The 18,718-nt window shown below is 70.0% G+C and carries 17 protein-coding genes and 3 pseudogenes; 13 read left to right on the forward strand and 7 right to left on the reverse strand.

The genetic code is table 11. The features are described from left to right. Positions 1-826: 826 nt before the first annotated feature. Together AZE13_RS39305 and AZE13_RS39310 are read left to right on the forward strand one after the other, a co-directional pair. A pseudogene (locus AZE13_RS39305) lies at positions 827-1,723 on the forward strand (beta-propeller fold lactonase family protein); the annotation flags it as partial. 6 nt (positions 1,724-1,729) lie between these two features. Beyond that, the gene (locus AZE13_RS39310; protein ID WP_398780219.1) at positions 1,730-2,581 is read left to right on the forward strand and encodes an IPT/TIG domain-containing protein; all 852 of its coding nucleotides are present in this window, start codon (positions 1,730-1,732) and stop codon (positions 2,579-2,581) included. A gap of 686 nt (positions 2,582-3,267) precedes the next feature. Here the strand turns inward: AZE13_RS39310 and AZE13_RS38335 are convergent. After that, positions 3,268-3,630 (reverse strand): MBL fold metallo-hydrolase RNA specificity domain-containing protein, encoded by a 363-nt coding sequence (locus AZE13_RS38335; protein WP_258527979.1) that lies wholly within the window; start codon positions 3,628-3,630, stop codon positions 3,268-3,270. A 578-nt stretch (positions 3,631-4,208) separates the two neighbouring features. Then, entirely contained in the window at positions 4,209-4,757 is a 549-nt protein-coding gene (locus tag AZE13_RS24665; protein WP_079124330.1) for a universal stress protein, read from the reverse strand. Between the two features lie 336 nt (positions 4,758-5,093). On the opposite strand from AZE13_RS24665, the gene AZE13_RS24670 reads away from it, so the two are divergent. Next, entirely contained in the window at positions 5,094-5,792 is a 699-nt protein-coding gene (locus tag AZE13_RS24670) for a universal stress protein (RefSeq protein ID WP_258527968.1), read from the forward strand. After that, complete coding sequence (locus tag AZE13_RS38340) at positions 5,750-5,974, forward strand: universal stress protein (RefSeq protein WP_258527969.1); 225 nt, start codon at positions 5,750-5,752, stop codon at positions 5,972-5,974. The genes AZE13_RS24670 and AZE13_RS38340 overlap by 43 nt, the downstream gene beginning before the upstream one ends. Before the next feature lie 491 nt (positions 5,975-6,465). Here the strand turns inward: AZE13_RS38340 and AZE13_RS24675 are convergent, their stop codons facing one another. Together AZE13_RS24675 and AZE13_RS24680 are read right to left on the reverse strand one after the other, a co-directional pair. Further along, positions 6,466-6,924, reverse strand: a complete 459-nt coding sequence (locus AZE13_RS24675; RefSeq protein WP_066936145.1) for a VOC family protein — start codon at positions 6,922-6,924, stop codon at positions 6,466-6,468. A gap of 83 nt (positions 6,925-7,007) precedes the next feature. After that, entirely contained in the window at positions 7,008-7,466 is a 459-nt protein-coding gene (locus tag AZE13_RS24680) for a VOC family protein (RefSeq protein ID WP_066936149.1), read from the reverse strand. Between the two features lie 105 nt (positions 7,467-7,571). Here AZE13_RS24680 and AZE13_RS24685 point away from each other — a divergent pair, with 105 nt between their 5' ends. The 5 genes from AZE13_RS24685 (at position 7,572) to AZE13_RS24705 (ending at position 11,858) form a co-directional block, all read left to right on the forward strand. Then, positions 7,572-8,540 (forward strand): helix-turn-helix transcriptional regulator, encoded by a 969-nt coding sequence (locus AZE13_RS24685; RefSeq protein ID WP_066936152.1) that lies wholly within the window; start codon positions 7,572-7,574, stop codon positions 8,538-8,540. A gap of 56 nt (positions 8,541-8,596) precedes the next feature. Further along, positions 8,597-9,619, forward strand: coding sequence for an Rv2578c family radical SAM protein (locus tag AZE13_RS24690; RefSeq protein ID WP_066936154.1), 1,023 nt, complete (start codon positions 8,597-8,599; stop codon positions 9,617-9,619). A gap of 766 nt (positions 9,620-10,385) precedes the next feature. Next, positions 10,386-10,691, forward strand: coding sequence for a hypothetical protein (locus tag AZE13_RS24700; RefSeq protein WP_258527970.1), 306 nt, complete (start codon positions 10,386-10,388; stop codon positions 10,689-10,691). Between the two features lie 364 nt (positions 10,692-11,055). Beyond that, positions 11,056-11,232, forward strand: coding sequence for a hypothetical protein (locus AZE13_RS37090; protein ID WP_181690435.1), 177 nt, complete (start codon positions 11,056-11,058; stop codon positions 11,230-11,232). Beyond that, positions 11,217-11,858, forward strand: a complete 642-nt coding sequence (locus AZE13_RS24705; protein ID WP_066936163.1) for a carbonic anhydrase — start codon at positions 11,217-11,219, stop codon at positions 11,856-11,858. Before AZE13_RS37090 ends, AZE13_RS24705 begins: the two co-directional genes overlap by 16 nt. A gap of 28 nt (positions 11,859-11,886) precedes the next feature. Here the strand turns inward: AZE13_RS24705 and AZE13_RS24710 are convergent, their stop codons facing one another. The 3 genes and pseudogenes from AZE13_RS24710 to AZE13_RS39315 all read right to left on the reverse strand — a co-directional run bounded on the left by AZE13_RS24710 (position 11,887) and on the right by AZE13_RS39315 (position 16,357). Beyond that, the gene (locus AZE13_RS24710) at positions 11,887-12,885 is read right to left on the reverse strand and encodes an L-threonylcarbamoyladenylate synthase (protein ID WP_066936166.1); all 999 of its coding nucleotides are present in this window, start codon (positions 12,883-12,885) and stop codon (positions 11,887-11,889) included. Positions 12,886-12,970: 85 nt separating this feature from the next. Then, entirely contained in the window at positions 12,971-15,514 is a 2,544-nt protein-coding gene (locus tag AZE13_RS38345; protein ID WP_258527971.1) for a TnsA-like heteromeric transposase endonuclease subunit, read from the reverse strand. Between the two features lie 160 nt (positions 15,515-15,674). Beyond that, positions 15,675-16,357 (reverse strand): annotated as a pseudogene (locus AZE13_RS39315) (hypothetical protein). Between the two features lie 266 nt (positions 16,358-16,623). Here AZE13_RS39315 and AZE13_RS24730 point away from each other — a divergent pair. The 4 genes and pseudogenes from AZE13_RS24730 to AZE13_RS24735 all read left to right on the forward strand — a co-directional run bounded on the left by AZE13_RS24730 (position 16,624) and on the right by AZE13_RS24735 (position 18,423). Next, positions 16,624-17,295 (forward strand): CBS domain-containing protein, encoded by a 672-nt coding sequence (locus AZE13_RS24730; RefSeq protein WP_066936172.1) that lies wholly within the window; start codon positions 16,624-16,626, stop codon positions 17,293-17,295. A gap of 86 nt (positions 17,296-17,381) precedes the next feature. Then, positions 17,382-17,507 (forward strand): annotated as a pseudogene (locus AZE13_RS38350) (hypothetical protein); the annotation flags it as partial. A gap of 127 nt (positions 17,508-17,634) precedes the next feature. Then, positions 17,635-17,799, forward strand: a complete 165-nt coding sequence (locus AZE13_RS34365) for a universal stress protein (RefSeq protein WP_079124331.1) — start codon at positions 17,635-17,637, stop codon at positions 17,797-17,799. Positions 17,800-17,988: 189 nt separating this feature from the next. Then, on the forward strand, positions 17,989-18,423 hold the full coding sequence (locus tag AZE13_RS24735) for an archease (protein ID WP_066936176.1): 435 nt from the start codon (positions 17,989-17,991) through the stop codon (positions 18,421-18,423). The last annotated feature ends 295 nt before the right edge of the window (positions 18,424-18,718 follow it).

Here is an 18,718-nt window from a genome sequence, read left to right on the forward strand (position 1 = left end):
AGGGCTGGTCAGGGCGGTCAAGGGTGGCTGACAGGCCAGCGCGGAGCGCCGCCGAAGGCGCCCTTGAGAGGCCGGATCAGCCCGGACACCCGACCGTCGGGCGGCTCGTGATCACCTCAGCCAGGGCGGGGAATTGCGCCGTGACGATCATGAAGATCGTGGGGAATTGCGCCGTCGCTGACAGGACGGGAACTCAACGACTATTGCTCACCCGTGTTCCGCGCGGGGTTCACCCGTGAGGTGGTTGAAGATCTGGTCGGCCAACCCCGCCGGAGCGGCTGAACCGGGAGATCAAACGCAGGGCCGACGTGGTGCACCGCGAGCGCGCAAGAAGTGACCGGTCGCAACGCGACCCTGGGGCGTGGCGGGTTGTGGAGTGGAGTCCACACTTCGCCACGCCATCATCTGGATCCGCGCACGATCGGATGGCCTGGGGGCGCGATACGTTCCCCGCGCGCTCACACCGTCCCCCCGAATACCCGTTTTCATCCGCCTGCGCCCCGCAGCACCCCCTTACGGCGAAAGGTCGGAAACACGCATGATATCCGCGGCGAGCAAAACCGGCCCACCGGAATCTTCCCGGCGGACGTCCGTACCTCTCGCCAGCCCTCAACCATGGTCACAACTCAGAACGGGATGCGTTCGATGCATCCCGTGATCTCTATTGCCGACAGGCCGGGAGGCAAGGCTGCCAGAGGCCGGCTTGTCGACCAACCAGGTCTTTCACGAGGCGACTTCGTGCGCGGACCGGTAGGCGACGGCACGTCGTAGTTCATGGCGTCACCGCCTCGATCGGGATGCCGACCCGAGCCGGGGCGTCGGGTCGCCGTGTCACAGAGAGGTGGAATCGATGTCCCTGGTCTACGTCGCCAATCTACGGGGGAATTCGGTCTCGGCCATTGACCCGACGACCAACACGGTCGTTGCGACCATCCCCGTCGGCCGGTTTCCCGAAGGAGTCGCGGTCGCCCCGGACGGCGCCCACGCCTACGTCACCAACAATGCGGACAGTACCGTGTCGGTGATCGACACCGCCACCAACTCCGTCACCGCCCTTATCCCGGTCGGCCGGTTTCCGAACCCGGTGGCGTTCGCCCCCGACGGCGCCCATGCCTATGTCGGCCGCTTCTTCAGCCCGGGCATCGGCGGCGTCGACGTCATCGACACGAGCACGAACACCGTCACCGCCACCGTCCAGGTCGGCAACCAGCCGTTCGGCATCGCGCTGACCCCCGACGGCGCCCACGCCTACGTGGCGTGCTTCGTCGGCAGCAGCGTCTCGGTGATCGACACCGCCACCAACACCGTCACCGCCACCATCAGCAGTCCCAGCGCGAGGACCCCGGCCGGCATCGCGATCAGCCCGGACGGAGCGCATGCCTACACAGCGAACTTCAACAGCAACAACGTGTCCGTCATCGACACCGCAACGAACACGATCACCACGCTCATCCCCGTGGGAAGCGGTCCGGAGGGCATCGCGATCAGCCCGGACGGCACCCACGTCTATGTGGCGGACGCCAACGCGAACAGCGTCTCTGTGATCGACACCGCGACCAACACCGTCACCGCCACCGTCGCCGTCGGCGCCGGACCAGTCGCGGTCCTGGTCGACCCGGCCGGCGCAACCGCGTACGTCAGCAACTCCGGCGCCAACACCGTCTCCGTGATCGACACGGCAACGAACACCGTCACCGCCACCATCGCCGTCGGAAACACCCCGTTCGGCATCGCCGAGGCCACCGCCCCGCCGACCGTCACCGCGCTCAACCCCACCCATGGCCCGGAAGCAGGCGGCGGAACGATCACGATCAGCGGCACCCACCTGTCCGGCGCCCAAGCCGTCGACTTCGGCACGACCCCCGCCATCAACGTCACCGTCGTCAACGACTTCACGGTCACGGCGACGATCCCGGCGCACGCCGACGGCACCGTCGACGTCACGGTGACCACGCCCGCCGGGACCAGCGCCACCAACCCCGCCGACCAGTACACCTACGACGAGCCCGCCCCGACCGTCACCGCCCTGAACCCGACGCACGGATTCGCCTCCGGCGGCACCAGCGTCACGATCATCGGCACCGACTTCCTCGGCGCCACCGCCGTCACCTTCGGCACCACCCCGGCCACCTCATTCACCGTCAACGACGACACCTCGATCACCGCGACAGCCCCGGCAGGCACCGGCACCGTGGACGTCACCGTCACCACCCCCGCCGGCACCAGCGCCACCAACCCCGCCGACCTCTACACCTACGACCCCGACACCACCAGCCTCACCGCCTATCCGATCGTGGCCTCCGTCACCCCGCCGGGCCCGCCGGACATCAACCTCGACCTCTCCGCCACACTGACGGACACCGTCACCGGACAACCCGCCCCGGGCCAGACGATCGTCTTCACCGTCGGCACCCGCACCGTGTGCACCGCGATCACCGACAGCACCGGCACCGCAACCTGCCACGGCCGCGTCGCCTTCGTGGAAGCAGTACGCCACAGGCAGTACACCGCCACCTTCGCCGGCACCCCTGCCCTCGCCCCCGCCACCGACACTGCTCCCCTCGTCGTGATCCACACCTGACAACGAACCAACCGAACACGGCAGTTGGAGAGCCCGGCATGACCGGCTGGAACCTCCGTCTGATCCGCTGAGGTCACCGCACCGGCCCCGGCCGCTGCCCTTCCACTTGTACGAGGGACAGCAGCCGGGGCCGTTTAGCCAGCGCCCTACCCCGTTCATGGCTCCGGCGTGAACGGGGTAGGGGTAGCCCCACTTGTTTTCTTGGCGCTGGCCTAATGGCCAACACGTCGTGCACCAGGGAGGGTTGAGTCTGCAAGCCGCACAAGCGACTCGCGACACGATTCAGTGGGGGGACAGTTGGCTGTCTCCCGTTGCGCCCTGGTCATAGGACGTCGACCACCACGTGATCCGTTGTCATCGCAGGGGGAGTTCATATGCGCAAGAAGATCTGCACGCTGGCCGCTGTCGCAACCTTGTCCCTCATCGCATCGGGGAGCGCAGCCGCGGACGGGGCTTCCGTGCAGGAGAACTGTGGGAACGCCGGGGCTTCATCGCCGGGGCGCACCGGTAACGAGATTTCAGCTGTCGGTTGGGCGCGCTATCAAGGAAACGAGGGGGCAACAGTTGAGGTCAGGGGCTGGAAGCACGTTTCCTGGGGCCGGACGAACTCGTCGCAAAGGGTTTGGGATTCGCCAACGGCAGCCTGATCTGGGCGAAAGGCCCGAGTCACGGTCCTGGTGCCTACTTCACCGCGGTCGCCTCGCCGGGTAAACCGGTGGTGTGTGAAAGCGAGTACGCCCAACTCTGAGATCGACCGTCAGGACGACCCCGGCATGACCGGCTGGAACCTCCGCTTGATCCGCTGAGGTCACCGGACCGGCCCCGGCCGCTGCCCTTCCACTTGTACGAGGGACAGCAGCCGGGGCCATTTCGTCTCTGCCCCAGTCCAGGCCGTGGTCCATCCGGTCTCCGAGGGCTTCCGAACCCTCTGACTCGCCGTGCACGAGACAGGTGACGTGCGGCGGTGCTGCCGCACGCAGCCAGCCCAGGAGCTGCCACTGGTCGGCGTGCGCGGAGAGATGCGGCACGTCGGCGACCTCCGCCCGCATGGGAACGTACTCGCCGAACACCTTCTGGACGCATGCCCCGTCTGCCAGATCCCGGGAACGCGTCCAATGCGCCACGAACCCTACGATCACCAGGAGGTTCGGGCGTCCGGCAGTCGCTTGCGCAGGTGATGCAGGACGCAACCGCCCGTGGCCCTCCCGGACGCGGCGGCGATGAACGCGGGCCCACGGGTCTGATTGACGTCAACCGACTTCTGTACCGAACGAGCGGCGAGGAGCAGCTCAGGTGCCAGGACCGGGGGTCCTCGCCGTGCAGACTTCGGGCCGCAGTTCCGGCGCCTGCTGCTCGATCGCGTCCGTGTACACGTTCAGCGCGGCCAGCGCCATGGGGCTGTCCACGAACACGAGGACAGAAGCGGACAATCAGTGGCTCGTGCACAGTGCGGCCAATTCGTACAGCACCACCTCGGTGCGGTCGATGGCAAACGCCGGGACAGCGCGGGCGTCCTGCCCCGGCCGTATCGAGGCCCGGGGCTGACCCGGTCGTATCGAGGCCCGGGACTGACCCGGTCGCGCGCCGGCCTGGCCTGCCGGCAGCGTGGTGCATTGCCCACCCTCGCTCAGTGGTTCCGTCCCCGTACGACGACGACCGGGCAGGGAGCGTGCTGGGTGCAGTGCCAGCTGACCGAGCCCAGGAGCGCTCCGGTGAACCCACCGTGTCCACGGCTGCCGACGACCAGCAGAGCCGCGTCCTCGGCCGCTTCCAGCAGCACGGCCGCGGGCGTGCCGTAGGCGACAGTAGTGCGGATCCGCGCCGCGTCGGCCGCTCCGACGACCTCTTCGACCGCACGGTCGAGGGTCTGCCCCGTCCACACCTTCGCGTCCGGCGCGAGTTCCTGCGGGGCGTCGAGCCAGCCGATCGAGCCATAGAGGGGCGGGTACTCCCAGGCGATCACCGCATGGACGGGGCAGTGGGTCAGCCGCCCCTGGTGCACCGCCCAGCGCAGGGCTTCCTTGGACGACTCCGATCCGTCAACCCCTACGACGATCCAGCCATCGTCGGATGACCTGTCGCTCTTCGACCGGCCGGCTTCCGGCCAGCCGACTTCCGATCGGCCGGCCGGTTGCCGGCCGCTCTCCGACTGGTTCTTCGTCGACCGGTCGCTCATGGCTACCTCCCAACGTCCGGCGTTCCGGCGCCACGCATGCAGAGGCGAGGAGGACTACCCACTTCTCGCGGGCCCGGATTGCGCGGTGCGCAGTTCCTCTCTACTACTCCGCGTCTCGTCGTCCTCCTCGTCACTTTCAGCACAGCTCCCGTCAGCGCTATGGGGAAGACCCGGTCAGGCCCTATCGAGGGGCCGACCGGCCCCGTTCACCTCGGTGCTGTGGCCCGGTGACCACACGGCGGTCGGGGCCCTTCGGCCTATGGAACTGCCGGCCCGCTGCCGTGACGCTGGAGGGGAGGTCGTTCACGCAGGCCCGAGTCCGCGGAGGTGTGTGCCATGGGCGACCCCGTTCTGGTGGGGCTGGACGGAACGGAGAACAGCACGTCAGCGGCGCGCTGGGGCGCCGCTGAGGCGGCGGCCCAAGGGCTGTCGCTGCACCTGCTGCACTCCTGGGCCTCCCAGCCGCTGGGCATCCCCATCGCCCACGAGGCCGCCAGCAAGAGGCGCTACGGGGCCGAGGTGCTCGACAGGGCCAAGACGCTGGTGCGTGAGCTGTACCCGGGGCTCGCGGTGACGACCGAGCAGGTCTCCGATGATGCGGTCGACGCACTGGTGGACCGTGGCCGGCAAGCCACGGTGACGGTGCTCGGATCGCGCGGGCGCGGCGCCCTCGCCGGCTTCCTGCTCGGCTCGGTCAGCCTGCATGTGCTCGGCCGGGCGGAGTGCCCGGTGGTCACGGTGCGGCATGAGGACGCCTCGGCCCGCGCACAGCCGGAGGTCGCGGTCGGCGTGCAGGATTCGGGCGGTCAGGACGAGACGGTGCTGGACTTCGCGTTCACCTCCGCGCACGCGCACCACGCGGCGGTTCGCGCCGTCCGGGCGTGGCGTGAGCCCGCCATGGTGGGTCTCGTCCCCACCGCTCCGTCCCGCTCACCGCAGGACACCGAGTTCGCCGCCACCGAACGGGAGTCGCTCGCCCGTGCCGTGGCGCCGTGGCGGATGAGTTCCCCGATGTCGAGGTCTCCGAGCAGGTGACCAACGGCAGGGTCGCGGCGGTGCTGATGAGTGCCTGCGCCGGCGCGGGGCTGCTGGTCGTCGGCCGGCGCTTCCAGCGGTCGCCGATGCCGCTCGGGCCCATCGTCCTCGCCGTACTGCACCACGCGCCCTGTCCGGTGGCCGTCATCCCGCGCATGCCCCACGGCGCGAAGCTCCTGTAGGAATCGCCTGCGCGGGGCACGGCGACGAGTGATGCCGGTGTTCTTCGTGGTCGGCGGGCCAACGCCCCTCTCCTGGACGGCTCATGGCGAGCGGGGCGAGACCTGGACCGGGGCTCGGCGCAGCTGACACTCGTCGACGGCACGCTGCCACTGCCAGCTACCGGATCTGTCTGGCATGTAGAGCTCGCCGCGCCCGGAACTGTCCGGTGCAGCTGAAGGCTGCGTCCTTCGGCGGTGGTGACCAGCGATGTGAAGGTAGGTCTGCGCAACCGTCGCCGGAGTTGTGCAGACCTACCTTTCATTTTCGGGGGGCGGGTGGTTGGCGTGCGGAGACAACGAGGCAGGCACGCATACCGGGCCTCTGCCTTCGTGGGACGGATTCGTCAACAGTGCCTGGAGGGACGCGCCGGGTCTCTGCGAGAAATCACCGCGAGGTGGCTGCCGGTCGGCCGTACCGGCGGGCGTACCCGCAGCAGCCGCTCGGACGCGTTTCAGCCGTCGAACGCCTGGCGCATGCGGGCTTCCATCTCCTCGGGCCGGACCTCTTCGGTGCGGGTGATCAGCTGCCAGTTGTGGCCGTAGGGGTCGGTGAGTGAGGCGACGCGGGCGCCGTAGAACATGTCCATCGGCGGGTGGACCGGCGTGGCGCCGGCCTGGACGGCCTTGTCGAACAGGGCGTCGGTGTCGGGTACTTGGATGCTCAGGGAGACCGGGGAGCCGCCCACCGCGGCGGGGCTGCGCATGCCGGCGTCCGGGAGTTCGTCGCAGAACAGGATGACGGAGTCGCCGATCACAAGCTCCGCGTGGACGATCTTGCCGTCGGGCATGGCAAGGCGCACGCGCTCCGTCGCGCCGAAGATGTCCTTGTACCACTCCAGCGCCTGGGCGCAGGGGGCCGCGCACAGCCACGGGGAAGCGGTGGCGTAGGCGTCGTTCTTCCAGCTGGTCATGGTCTCTGCCTTTCTCACAGGGTCGGGGGGAGGGGGCGCCGGGCTGCTTGTCCCGGCGGTTTGTTGCGTGTAGGGGTGGGGGGTCAGTGGCCGATGGCCTGGCCGATGGCCTGGTCCATCTCCTCGGCGGTGAACTCCTTGATGCGGGCGCCGACCCACCAGGTGTGGCCGAACGGGTCGGTGAAGGCCGCGGCTCGGTCGCCCTGGTACATGTCGGTCGGGGGCTGGACCTCGCTGGCGCCGGCCGCGATCGCGCGGTCGAAGACGCCGTCGACGTCCTCGACCCACAGGTGGATCGGCACCGGGGTGCCGCCGGTGTGGGAGGGGTCGTGCATCTTCCAGTCCGGGTTCTCGTCGACCACGAAGACCACCGAGTCGCCGATCTGCAGCTCCGAATGGTTGATCTTGCCGTCGGGTTGGGGGACGACGAGCCGTTCGGTCGCGCCGAGGACGTCCTTGTAGAAGGCGATGGCTCCGGTGGCGGGAGTGGCCACGAGGAACGGGCTGATGCGCGGGTAATCGTCGGGAATCGGCTTCACCATGGTCGGTCTCCTTTGTCAGGTTTTGCGGTGGTGTCGTTTGATGTGTTCCACTTTAGGAGGCTTCCAGGACAGAAACTGTCCTGGAAGCCGGGAAAGGTGGTCCGCGTGACCAGTGACACCCCCGCCCGCCTGCTGCGCCTGCTCTCCCTGCTCCAGACGCGCCGCACCTGGCAGGGCCCCGAACTCGCCGACCGTCTCCACGTCACCGTGCGCACCGTGCGCCGGGACGTCGACCGGCTGCGTCGGATGGGCTATCCCGTGGACTCCGACCCCGGCCACACCGGCGGCTACCGCCTGACCTCGGGCACCGATCTGCCGCCCCTGCTGCTGGGGGATGACGAGGCGGTCGCCATCGCCGTCGCCCTGCGCACCGCCACGGCCAGCGGCCTGGCCGGCATGGACGACACCGCCCTGCAAGCCCTGGCCAAACTCGAACAGGTCCTGCCCGCCCGACTGCGCAGCCGGGTCACCGCCCTCCAGGAGACGGTGACCTCGGTGCTCCACCCCTACCGGCGTACGGCAGTGGATCCCGGGGTGCTGGCGGTGGTGGCCGCGGCCTGCCGCGATCACGAGATCCTCACCTTCGACTACGCCACCCGCCACCGCACCCCCACATCCCGCCGGGTCGAGCCGCACCACCTGGTCACCGCCGTGGGCCTGTGGTACCTCGTCGCCTACGACACCCACCGCGCCGACTGGCGCGTCTACCGCCTCGACCGGCTCACCGACCCCACCCCCACCGGCCACCGCGCCCCACCACGGGAACTGCCCGCCGCCGACCCCGCCGCGTTCGTGATCAGCCGGATCGCCGCAGCCCCCTCCAGGTACCGAGCCATCGCCACCGTCCAGACCTCAGCGCAGACCGTTCGCGCCCGCACCCGAGGCGAAATCCTCGGCACCATCACCCCCATCGACCAGCACAGCTGCACCGTCGACCTGTCCGGCGACAGCCTGCGCCGCATCACGACGTTCCTGGCCGCCATCGACGCCGACTACACCCTCGACGCCGACCCCGACGTCCGGCAGCACCTGCGGACCCTGGCCCGCAGGACCGCAAACGCCGCAGCCGACTAAAACCCAAAGGGCCGTGCCGGCCCCGTGCCCCCCGCCCGCACCACCCAGGAGGCCCCGTGCGCTGGGAGAACCTGACCAACAACCGTGGCGACGCCGCGCTGTTCGACGCCGACGCCGTCACCACCCGAACCTTCGACACCCCGGAGTTCCGCGGCATCACCTTCCACGAGATACGCGCACGGACGATCGTCAACCGCGTGCCGGCCCCCGCTCGCTCCCGCATGCCCTTCCAGTGGACCCTGGCCCCCTACCGCGGCTGCTCCCACGCGTGCGTGTACTGCTTCGCCCGCAAATCCCACACCTACCTCGACCTGGATGCCGGCCTCGGCTTCAACACCCAGATCGTCGTCAAGACCAACGCCCCCCAGCTGCTGCGCCGACGCCTTGCCGCCCCCAGTTGGCAAGGAGAGCACATCGCGATGAGCACCACCGTCGACTGCTACCAACGCGCCGAAGGCCGCTACCGCCTGATGCCCGGCATCCTCACCGCACTGCGCGACCACGCCAACCCCTTCTCCCTCCTGACCAAAAGCACCCTGATCCTGCGCGACCTGCCCCTGCTGGAGCAGGCCGCGGCCGTCACCGACGTCGACATCGCCCTCTCGCTCGGCTTCACCGACCCCGACCTGTGGCGCACCATCGAACCCGGCACCCCCGCACCACAGCGCCGCCTGGACGCCCTCCGCACCCTCACCGACCACGGCCTGGAATGCAGCGTCGTCATGGCCCCCGTCATCCCCTACCTCGGAGACCAGCCCGATCAACTACGCACCACCGTGGCCGCGATCGCCGCCTCCGGCGCCATCTCCGTGACACCCCTGGTGCTGAACCTGCGACCCGGCGCACGCGAATGGTTCACCCAGTGGCTCAGCCAACACCACCCGCACCTGGTGCCGCGGTACGAGCAGCTGTACGCCGGCGGAGCCTACGCCCCGAAGTGGTACCAGGACCGGATCCACCACCAAGTGCAGGAACTCGCCCGCACCTACGGCCTGCGCCCCGCCCAGCCACCCGGCAGCCGACCAAAACCCCAAACCGCCACAACGCACCCGACCCAACTCACCCTGGAGTGCCCATGACACAGGCGCCTGGCGGCCCGTCAACCGACTGATGCCTCAAGTGTGCTGCCCCGGCTTGAAGTTCTTTGCGCCGCTGTACGACCTCTTCCTTCATGAGGTCGTCGGTGCGGCCGCTGTGCCAGATGGTTCCTTCCCACTTCACGTATCGGGGTTCGCGGTCCCGGAGGAGGACGGGTTTGAGGTGGCCGTGGAACAGGAGCGTGCGGCCCTGGTTCCGGCGGCTGCGGCTGAACCACTTCGCGCTTTTCTCTTGGCGGGCAAGCCGGTTGGCGGCGAGGCCGGGTAGGGTGCCACGGTCCCGGCCAGGGGCGTAGGTCGTCAGCGGTCAGGAGGGCGGGCGCCAGGAGTCGGCGAGGGCCCAGTGGGCGACGGCGTCGCCGCCGCGGTCGGGCTCGTTGTAGGGGTAGGTGACGCGCTTGCCGACCTCGGCGAAGAACCGGGCCTGCTCGGCGCCTGTGCCGTCAGCCAGCCGCCGCCAGTAGGGCGAGGCGATCAGCGGGGCAAGGGTGACAGCTTCGGGATAGACCGCGGCGAACAGCTTCGAGGCGCTGTAGGCGATGTAAGACCGTGGCCTATCGGGTCAGCCGCCCTCGCCGCGGACGAGGGCGGGTATTCCCGGGGGTCGGCTGCACCGGCCTGCCGCCATCCGAACGTGCCCGATCCCTTGCACAATTCCCTCATGCAGCCCTTGCCGGTTCCCTGTCCCGCCCACCTCATCCCAGACGCCAGCGGCACCAACGCCTTCCACGCGGCATACAGGCAGGCCATGGCGCATCGCGCCGTGTTCGTCGCCATCGAATCGGACGGTCTACGGTGGACGGTGAAGGCGGACACGCTCACCGCCGGCCCCGAATTCTCCGTCGACGACACCGTGAACGAAGAGGTCCGGGCCGCGATCTCCCGCCTGGTCAGCAACCACGAGGTCGATTTGGACGCCTACATGGGACCCGTCTACTTCATGATGCACAGCGTGACGAGCGAAGGCCGAGCCCGCGAACTCGCGGCCGCTCTCCACGCCGCCTTGCACGGGGACCTGGAACCACTCAACCGTGCCGTCCCCTCCACGTCCTGAAAGGCCGCCCACCTTCGTATCCGCCGCCGGGGCGCCCCGACTTCTGCGCCCGGCTGCCACCGGCCGAGAAGGGCAGACACCTGGCGACGCCTGTGCAGACGGGCTTCGTCAGCGGCGCGGCTGAAACAGTGTCACCTGCTCACATGCGAGACTCGGCGCGCGCGTCGCTGGCTGCGGATGGGCTTCTCCCGGGCCGTCCGGCCGTAGACCGGCGGCGTTGCACGACCGGCCTTCCTCTGTTGTTGTCGGCGCACCCCGCCCGCTCCACCCCTGGCAGGCTCCACTCCCGCGGCCGATGCCCCTACCCCGAGGCGTCCTCGTTGGGCGATGCGTGACGCCAAAACGGTATAAATGGTGCGAAGGGGTGGGTGGGCTGTTGTCGGCCGAGCAGCTGCGCAAAGCACTGCGGAAGCGCATCGAGGACGACATCGCCCGGCGCCTGGGTGTGCCGACCGAGGAGGTGCACAAGCCGCCGTTCGCGGACCCGGCCGCGCGTTTCCGCTGGGCCGGTCGTAGCCTGCCGCCATGTCCAAGAGCCTGACCCCGTCGCCCGACGATGCCTTCGAGATGTTGATCACCGGCAACCAGCGGTTCGTCACGGGCACACCTGAGCACCCCAATCAGGACGCCGCGCGCCGCGCCGAGACTGCGCCGGCCCAGAGTCCCTTCGCCGTGATGTTCGGATGCTCCGACTCCCGGCTGGCCGCCGAGATCATCTTCGACCAGGGGCTGGGGGACCTCTTCGTGGTCCGCACCGCCGGGCACGTGGTCGGCTCGGAGGTACTGGGCAGCATCGAGTACGGCGTGAGCGTGCTGGACTGCCCGCTGGTCGTGGTGCTCGGCCACGACTCGTGCGGAGCCATCGCCGCCGCCAGCGCCGCCGCAGACGGTGGCCGGGCGCCGTCCGGCTTCGTCCGCGACGTCGTCGAGCGGGTCACCCCGAGCGTGCTGGCGGCCCGCGCCGCCGGCCGCGAGAGCGCCGACGAGATCCTCCACGAGCACATCCGGCACACCGTCGACCTGCTGCTGGAGCGCTCCCGCATCCTAGCCGAGCGGGTCGCCGCCGGCCGCCTGGCTGTGGCGGGCCTGTCCTACCGCCTGGCCGACGGCAGCGCCCAATTGGTCGCCTCCCACGGCCTGACCCGGACCGCCGTCCCCGCCGGATGACCCGCGGGGACAGGCGAGGGCCGCGGCCTCAGTGCTCCTGAAGATCCAGGGTCGCGGCGGGCCGGGGCCCCGCGGCGCGGCGGAGCCGGTTGGCGATCGCCAGGCCCAGCCCCTCCTCCGCCGGTAGGGACGCGACGATGAGGTCGCACCCTTGCTGGTCGAGTTCGCGCAGGAACCCGTACAGGCCGCGCGCGTAGGCGGCCATCGACGAGGGGAGGGCCACCACGGCGTGCGCCTTGACCGGGGCGTCGGCGAACGAGGGCGGAAGGAAGACGCCCACCTGGTGTCCCAGCTCCTGTGAGAATTCCGCTTGGGCGACGACCTTCTCGGGCTCGACGAGGATGACCCGCGCCCGAGGCGCGTAGTGCGACGGATGCTGGCCCGGCACCCGAACACGGCTCGTCGAAGGGACCGCAAGCGGGTACCCGAGCACCGCTTCGAGGTCCTCGCGCGTCACCCCACCGGGCCGAAGAATCGTCGGGGCATCGCCCGTGGCGTCGACAATGGTCGACTCCACACCGACCTCGCAGCGCCCGCCGTCCAGCACGAAGTCGACCGCTTCGCCGAGTTCCGCACGCACGTGGGCGGCCGTTGTAGGGCTGACCGAGCCGAAGCGGTTGGCGGACGGGGCCGTGACACCGCCGCCGAAGGCCGACAGCAGCGCAAGCGCGACGGGGTGGTCGGGCACCCGCACAGCCACCGTCTCCAAGCCGCCCGTCGCTTCGAGCGGCACCCGGGGCCCGCGCCGCAACACCAGCGTCAGCGGCCCCGGCCAGAAGCGTTCGGCCAACAGACGCGCCGTCGCCGGCACGTCCTCGACCCAGTCGCCCAGCTGCTCCGCGCCGCCGATGTGAACGATCAGCGGATGGGAGGGCGGACGCCCCTTGACCTGGAAAATACGCGCCACGGCGGCGGGGTCCTCGGCGTTGGCGCCCAGACCGTAGACGGTCTCGGTCGGGAGAGCCACCAGGCCCCCGGCGCGCAGCACACCCGTCGCCTTGCCGATGTCACTGGTTCGTGCCGTCACCCTCGCAATCCTCTCACTGATCCCGCTCTCAACATCCCACGGTCGCGTCGGCGTATGACGATGAATCAACGCTGACGGGCTCGCCCTACCTCGACGATGCCCGATCTTCGGCTCGTTGGTATCGCACGTGTGCTGCCCCGGCCTGTAGTTCTTTTCGCCGCCGTGCAACCTCTTCTTTCATCAGGTCGTCGGTGCGGCCGCTGTGCCAGATGGTTCCTTCCCACTTCACGTACCGGGGTTCGCGGTCGCGAAGGAGGACGGGTTTGAGGTGGCCGTGGAAGAGCAGCGTGCGGCCCTGGTTCCGGCGGCTGCGGCTGAACCACTTCGCGCTTTTCTCTTGGCGGGCAAGCCGGTTGGCGGCGAGGCCGGGTAGGGTGCCACGGTCCCGGCCAGGGGCGTAGGTCGTCAGCGGCCGGGAGGGCGGGCGCCAGGAGTCGGCGAGGGCCCAGTGGGCGACGGCGTCGCCGCCGCGGTCGGGCTCGTTGTAGGGGTAGGTGACGCGCTTGCCGACCTCGGCGAAGAACCGGGCCTGCTCGGCGCCTGTGCCGTCAGCCAGCCGCCGCCAGTAGGGCGAGGCGATCAGCGGGGCAAGGGTGACAGCTTCGGGATAGACCGCGGCGAACAGCTTCGAGGCGCTGTAGGCGATGTAGTCCTGCTTCTCCGGGTCGAGCGGTATGAGGTGGTGGACGCGGTCGTCCCAGATGTTCCAGACGCCGAACACGTCGGTGAGAGGGCGCCCGTCGCCGTACCAAATGTGCGCGCAGATCATCAGGGCGGTCAGCACCGCGTCGTAGGTGGGGGCCCAGCCGTAGCGCCGCAGCAGGAGCAAGTGGCGCCGCTGTGCGTCGACGATCTCCGGGAAGGGGGCGAGATCGACGGCGAGGTGGTCGATGTCGGGCGGGCCGATCCAGGCGCCGTGCCGCAGGCAGATGTAGGCGTGGTGGGGCAGGAGCCGGACAACCTTGCCGCCGGGGTGGCGGGCGTCGCAGAGGTGGCAGCCGGTCTGCGGCTGGTGGCGGAACATCTCCCAGTCCGGCGGCGGGTCGCGCAGTTCCGGCATCGCCCCGGCCAGGGCGTGGACGCTGCGGCCGGTCAGCGCGGCGAGCCGTTCGGGGACGACGACGCGGCGCCCGGCGCCGGGATAGGCGGGCTGGGTGACCTGGAACCACAGGCCGTCGATGTCCAGGCCGAGGAGGGTGGCCAGGCGGCTGATGTAGGACGGGGGAATCTCGTGCCGGGCGGGCGGAACGGGGTCGGGCAGTGTGCGCGGAAGCATCAGGCCGCGCGCCTCCGCCGCCCCGAAGGTGTGCCGCCCGGTCGAGAGCGCGTCGATGAGCTTGTAGAGGGTCCGCTCGCTCGGCAGCGGAACCGCCCCGTCGGCGTAGGTGGCCTCCACCGTTTTGATCACACGCCGGATCAGCCGCGACCGCGTCCCGGTCGAGAGGTGCGTCTCGCCGTCCAGCCCCTCACGGACCGCGGCCACCAGCCGGGCATCCGCCCGGCCCGTAGCCTCCCACCGGCGCGTCGCGCGCTGATCGACCAGCCCCCAAAGCCCCTGCTTCACATAGCGCGACCGCTTGCCCTCCACCGTCCGCAGGCTCACTCCCAGCTCGGCCGCCTTCGCCTGCATCCGCTCGGTCAGCGACCGCGTCGCCGGGTCGTACTCCTCCCGCGGGGGTGTGCCCGGTTCGGCGCCGGGCAGCAGCCCGGTGTCCACCTCCACCACATGCCGCTGCCACCGCTCCGCCGCCGCCCGCGTCGGTTCCGGCAGCGTCTCCAGCAGCCCGGACGGCTCCATCTCCGGCAGCGGCTCGGCGCCGGTAACAACGAAGTCCGGCGCCGCCATCAGGTAGGAGGCCAGCACTACCGATTCCGCCCCGCCGGCCGACCGCAGTCGCACCGCTGTCCCGGCCAGCGCGACCACCTGGTGCTCGTCGCCGTTGAAGGTCACCCAGTCGCCCGGCCGCAGCACCGAGCCCGCGCCCGCCATCACCGCACCCTCCCCAGCGAGACGAGCGAACCAGCGTGCAGGGGCACCGAGACGTCCACCGACAGCTCGTGCGACCAGAGTAGATGGAACAGCACCGTTCAGCACCGCCAGCGACTCACCTCCCGCCGCAGCGCCGTCCATCAGCGGCAGCGGCTCGGCGAACACCGCCAGCAGCTCGGATGCCACCGGCTCCACCCGGTGCCGAGGATGGCGGTAGCCCGCCAGCCACCGAACATTACGCACCACGACCGGGTCCGGGGCGCCCAACAGCCGAAACCCCCACCCGACCTCGGTGCAAGCCGCCTCCGTTGCTTCGAACTTCGCCCAGTCCCGTGGACGCCGGCGCTCGGCCGGGCGGCAGTCGATGACCACCGCCGTTCCGTCCTCGTGCCGCGCGAAGTAGTCCGGCGCGTGCGAGAGGGGACGGCCGTTCGCCGCCGACCAGAACAACCAGAACGGCTGCGAGGCGATGCCCACCACCGCCGGATCGAAGTCCAGCAGCATCACCTGGTCCCGCTCCAACCAGGACTCGTACCCGACGTGCCCGCCCTTCGTCGCGGACCACCACCTACCCGGCAAGTTGCGCTGCCGCCGGTACGACGCGAACGCGCGTACCGGAGCGGCGGCCTCGAACCGCACGGCCCACGCGTCCGCCAGCGGGCGCCGTAACTCCGGGCCGTCCGGGGCGATGTACGCGACTTCGAACCCTGTCGCTGGCGGCCCGGCGGAACCGCCCGGCAAGACCTCTAACGCATGGACCACGTCCGGCAAACCCCACCCTTCGCCGCAAGGTAGCTCTTCAGCCCGCAAGCTTCCCCGCAAAGTGAAGCTTCAATCCGCAGCCTTCGACGTCACAGGACAGGAACGCCTCCACGTGAGCCTGGTCCCCCGCGCGAATCCGGCCCTGGAAGACATCGCTCAACTCCTGCTCCAGCAGGGCTCGTCCCTCACCGGCCGTATGCCCGTCACCGGCGACGGTGACGACGTGCTCGCGCAGCGGCTCGGGCAGGTGGTTCACCAGGATGTTGCACGCCCAGCCCCGCCCAGCACGATCACCTCGGCGCCGCCGCGGCGGACCAGCTCCGCCAGCTCACTGGCCATCTCGGCGGCACCACACCGCCACCCCGCCGCAGGACCGCTCCGGTGGTGACACCTTCCGGGCGTGACGGAGCTGCTCGGCCATCTTCCCCTCTGGAAGTCGACCTTCTTAGTTCTTCCGGCTCGCATCGGGGACGTCACGGGAGGTGTCCAAGTAAGCGCATGCGTACGGTCCCGGCCGTGCGTACACAGGGTCGAAAGGTCAACTCCACGATCGCTCCTCACGACGGTGGCCCGTTCAGGCCGACCCGGCCCGGCCCCCTTCTCCTCCGCCTCCCGGCCGCCGCTCGCGGTGGCACCCTCGATCCGCCTCCGTTCTTCCAGTAGCCCTCCCGGCCACCGACTCGGCGCGCTCTGCGCGCAGTGCAGCGCACCGCGGGGCATCGACGCGCCCGGTCTTGTCCTGCCGGTCCGCGCCGTCGTGGTGGAACCCGCCTGCGGGTGAGATGGTCGAGTGTCCCGTCGCTGAGCTCACCGACGTCCGTCGTCCGACCCCAGTTCGACATCTGCCCTGCGCGGCGCTGGGCCAAAGCACTCGCGGATGTCTCTCGGCGGAAGCGGCCGGGGCGCGTCGGCGGTGCGGGCGCTCTCCAAGGGGCGGACAGTGGAGAGAAGATCTGTGCCGCGAGCGTCCGAGGAGGGAGCGGGACATGCTGCATCGCGTGGTCGGAGACCTCATGACCTCGGCCGTCGTGAGCGTGCGCCGGGACACGGGCTTCAAGGACATCGCCCAGCACCTCGCGCAGTACGACATCACCGCGGTACCTGTCATCGACGACCAGGGCCGCCCGGTCGGCGTAGTGTCGGAGGCAGACCTGCTGCGCAAACAGCAGGGCCAGGCGGATCCGGGCGGGCATCTGGCCGCCGCCCACCTGCTCCCCGCGGAACAAGCCAGGGCTCGCGCGTTGACCGCAGAGGGACTGATGACCAGCCCCGCCGTCACCGCACGACCACAGTGGTCGGTCGTGGAGGCGGCCCGTGCCATGGCCAGCCACCACGTCAAACGACTGCTCGTTGTGGACGACGCCGGCCGACTGGTGGGCATCGTCAGCCGTGGCGACCTGCTGCGTGTCTTCCTGCAGCGAGACATCACGATCCGCGAAGAGATCACGACGGATGTCCTGACCCGCACCCTCGGCCTGGATCCCGGCGCGGTCACCGTCCAGGTCACCGATGGACGGGTGACGCTCAGCGGCACCGTGCCCCAAGCAAGCCTCATTACCATCGCGGTACGCCTGTCCGAGAGCGTCGACGGTGTCGTCGACGTCACCAATAACCTTCGCCCCGAGACCGACACCACAGTCGGTACGGCACGGCGGTGATCCGCTCAGCCGCGATCCAGGTCGCCGACCGCGGCTGGGGACATTCACGAAGCGCTCTCGTTGCAGGTGGCGTCGCAAGCACGCAGATGGCCAGGCATGCATCACGGGCGAATGCAAGAAGTGCGAGCGTGAAGGGGTACTGCGACGCACCGGCCGGTCGGTTCGAGTTCCGGTCATTGCTCCCCGCTAACGTCAAAGCCGACGAGGTGAAGGCCAGCCTGACCTATGGCGTACTGACTCTGACCGTCCCCAAGGCACAGGCCGCTAAGCCCCAGCCATACGGATCACAACCTGAGTCCGCGACGGTCAGGCCAGGGGTGAACGCCACGCGGAGCGCACATGCTCTCCCCGGCGGGCGCGCTCGTCGAGGCTTTCGCCCGTGCCGATCTCCTCGTCGTGGGCGCGCACCGCCCGGGCCACCCGCCGGGTGCCCGCCCGGGCCGGATCACCCACGCCGTGTTGCAGCACGCGCAGTCCCCGGTAGCCGTGGTCCCGCGCCGTTGACGCCGAATCCCAGCACTCTCCGCCCCAGCCACCCGCCATGAACCACCGAAAGCGGCAGGCGGGCACCAAGGTGCTGAATCGTTACGGGGCCGTCGGGCAGGAGCCCCCGCCCCTGACGGCCTGGCGCCTGCCCTGGTGCCTGAGGGGCGACGATGGAACAGGGGCCGTCGTACGAGGAGGGCGAGCGTGATGCGGCCTGAAGACTCCGCCCGGCTCGGCGGACACCGCAGCGTTCCGCACACCGCGGATCTGCGGGTGGAGGCATGGGGCCCGACCCGTGAGGTGTGCCTGGCGCAGGCCGTGCGGGGTGTCTGCGATTGCTTCCTGGACCTGGCGGGCGCGGTCGGTGTGGGTCGGCGGGATGTCGTGGTCCGGGCGGACACGGACGAGGACCTGCTGGTGGCACTGCTGGAAGAGGTCGTGTACTGGATCGACACCCAGAACGAGGCCCCGGTCGAGGTGGAGCTGACCGCCGTCCGCGGCGCACTGCGGGCCGGGCTGAGCATGGCGGACGTCGGGGCGCTTCCGGTGACGGGGGCCGCGCCGAAAGCGGTCACCCTGCATGAGCTGACATTCGCTCGCGGGCCGGACGGCTGGCACTGCTCGGTCACGCTCGACGTGTGACCGTTCCTCTCAGGCCCCCTGACGTACGTCTTGTCGACCGAGTCGGCCCCCTGGATGTCGGCCGATCCGGTCGGCTTCCGGGCACATTCGCCCGTGCGGCGTGTGCCGGACAGGGACACAGTGGAAGAAGAGGCCCCCGTACGCCCACTGCGCACGCTATGGCGTGTGGCGTGGGAAGGGACAGCCAGGATCGAGCCCCCGACCTGCGGGCTCCGTCCGCCGGGGAGCAACGGATGCGTCGATCACAGCACTCTCACAACAGCGCGAGGTGCCTGTGGGCCAGGAAGATTCACCG

Origin of the sequence: Streptomyces sp. NBRC 110611, assembly GCF_001590865.1 — a bacterium.
GTDB lineage: Bacteria > Actinomycetota > Actinomycetes > Streptomycetales > Streptomycetaceae > Streptomyces.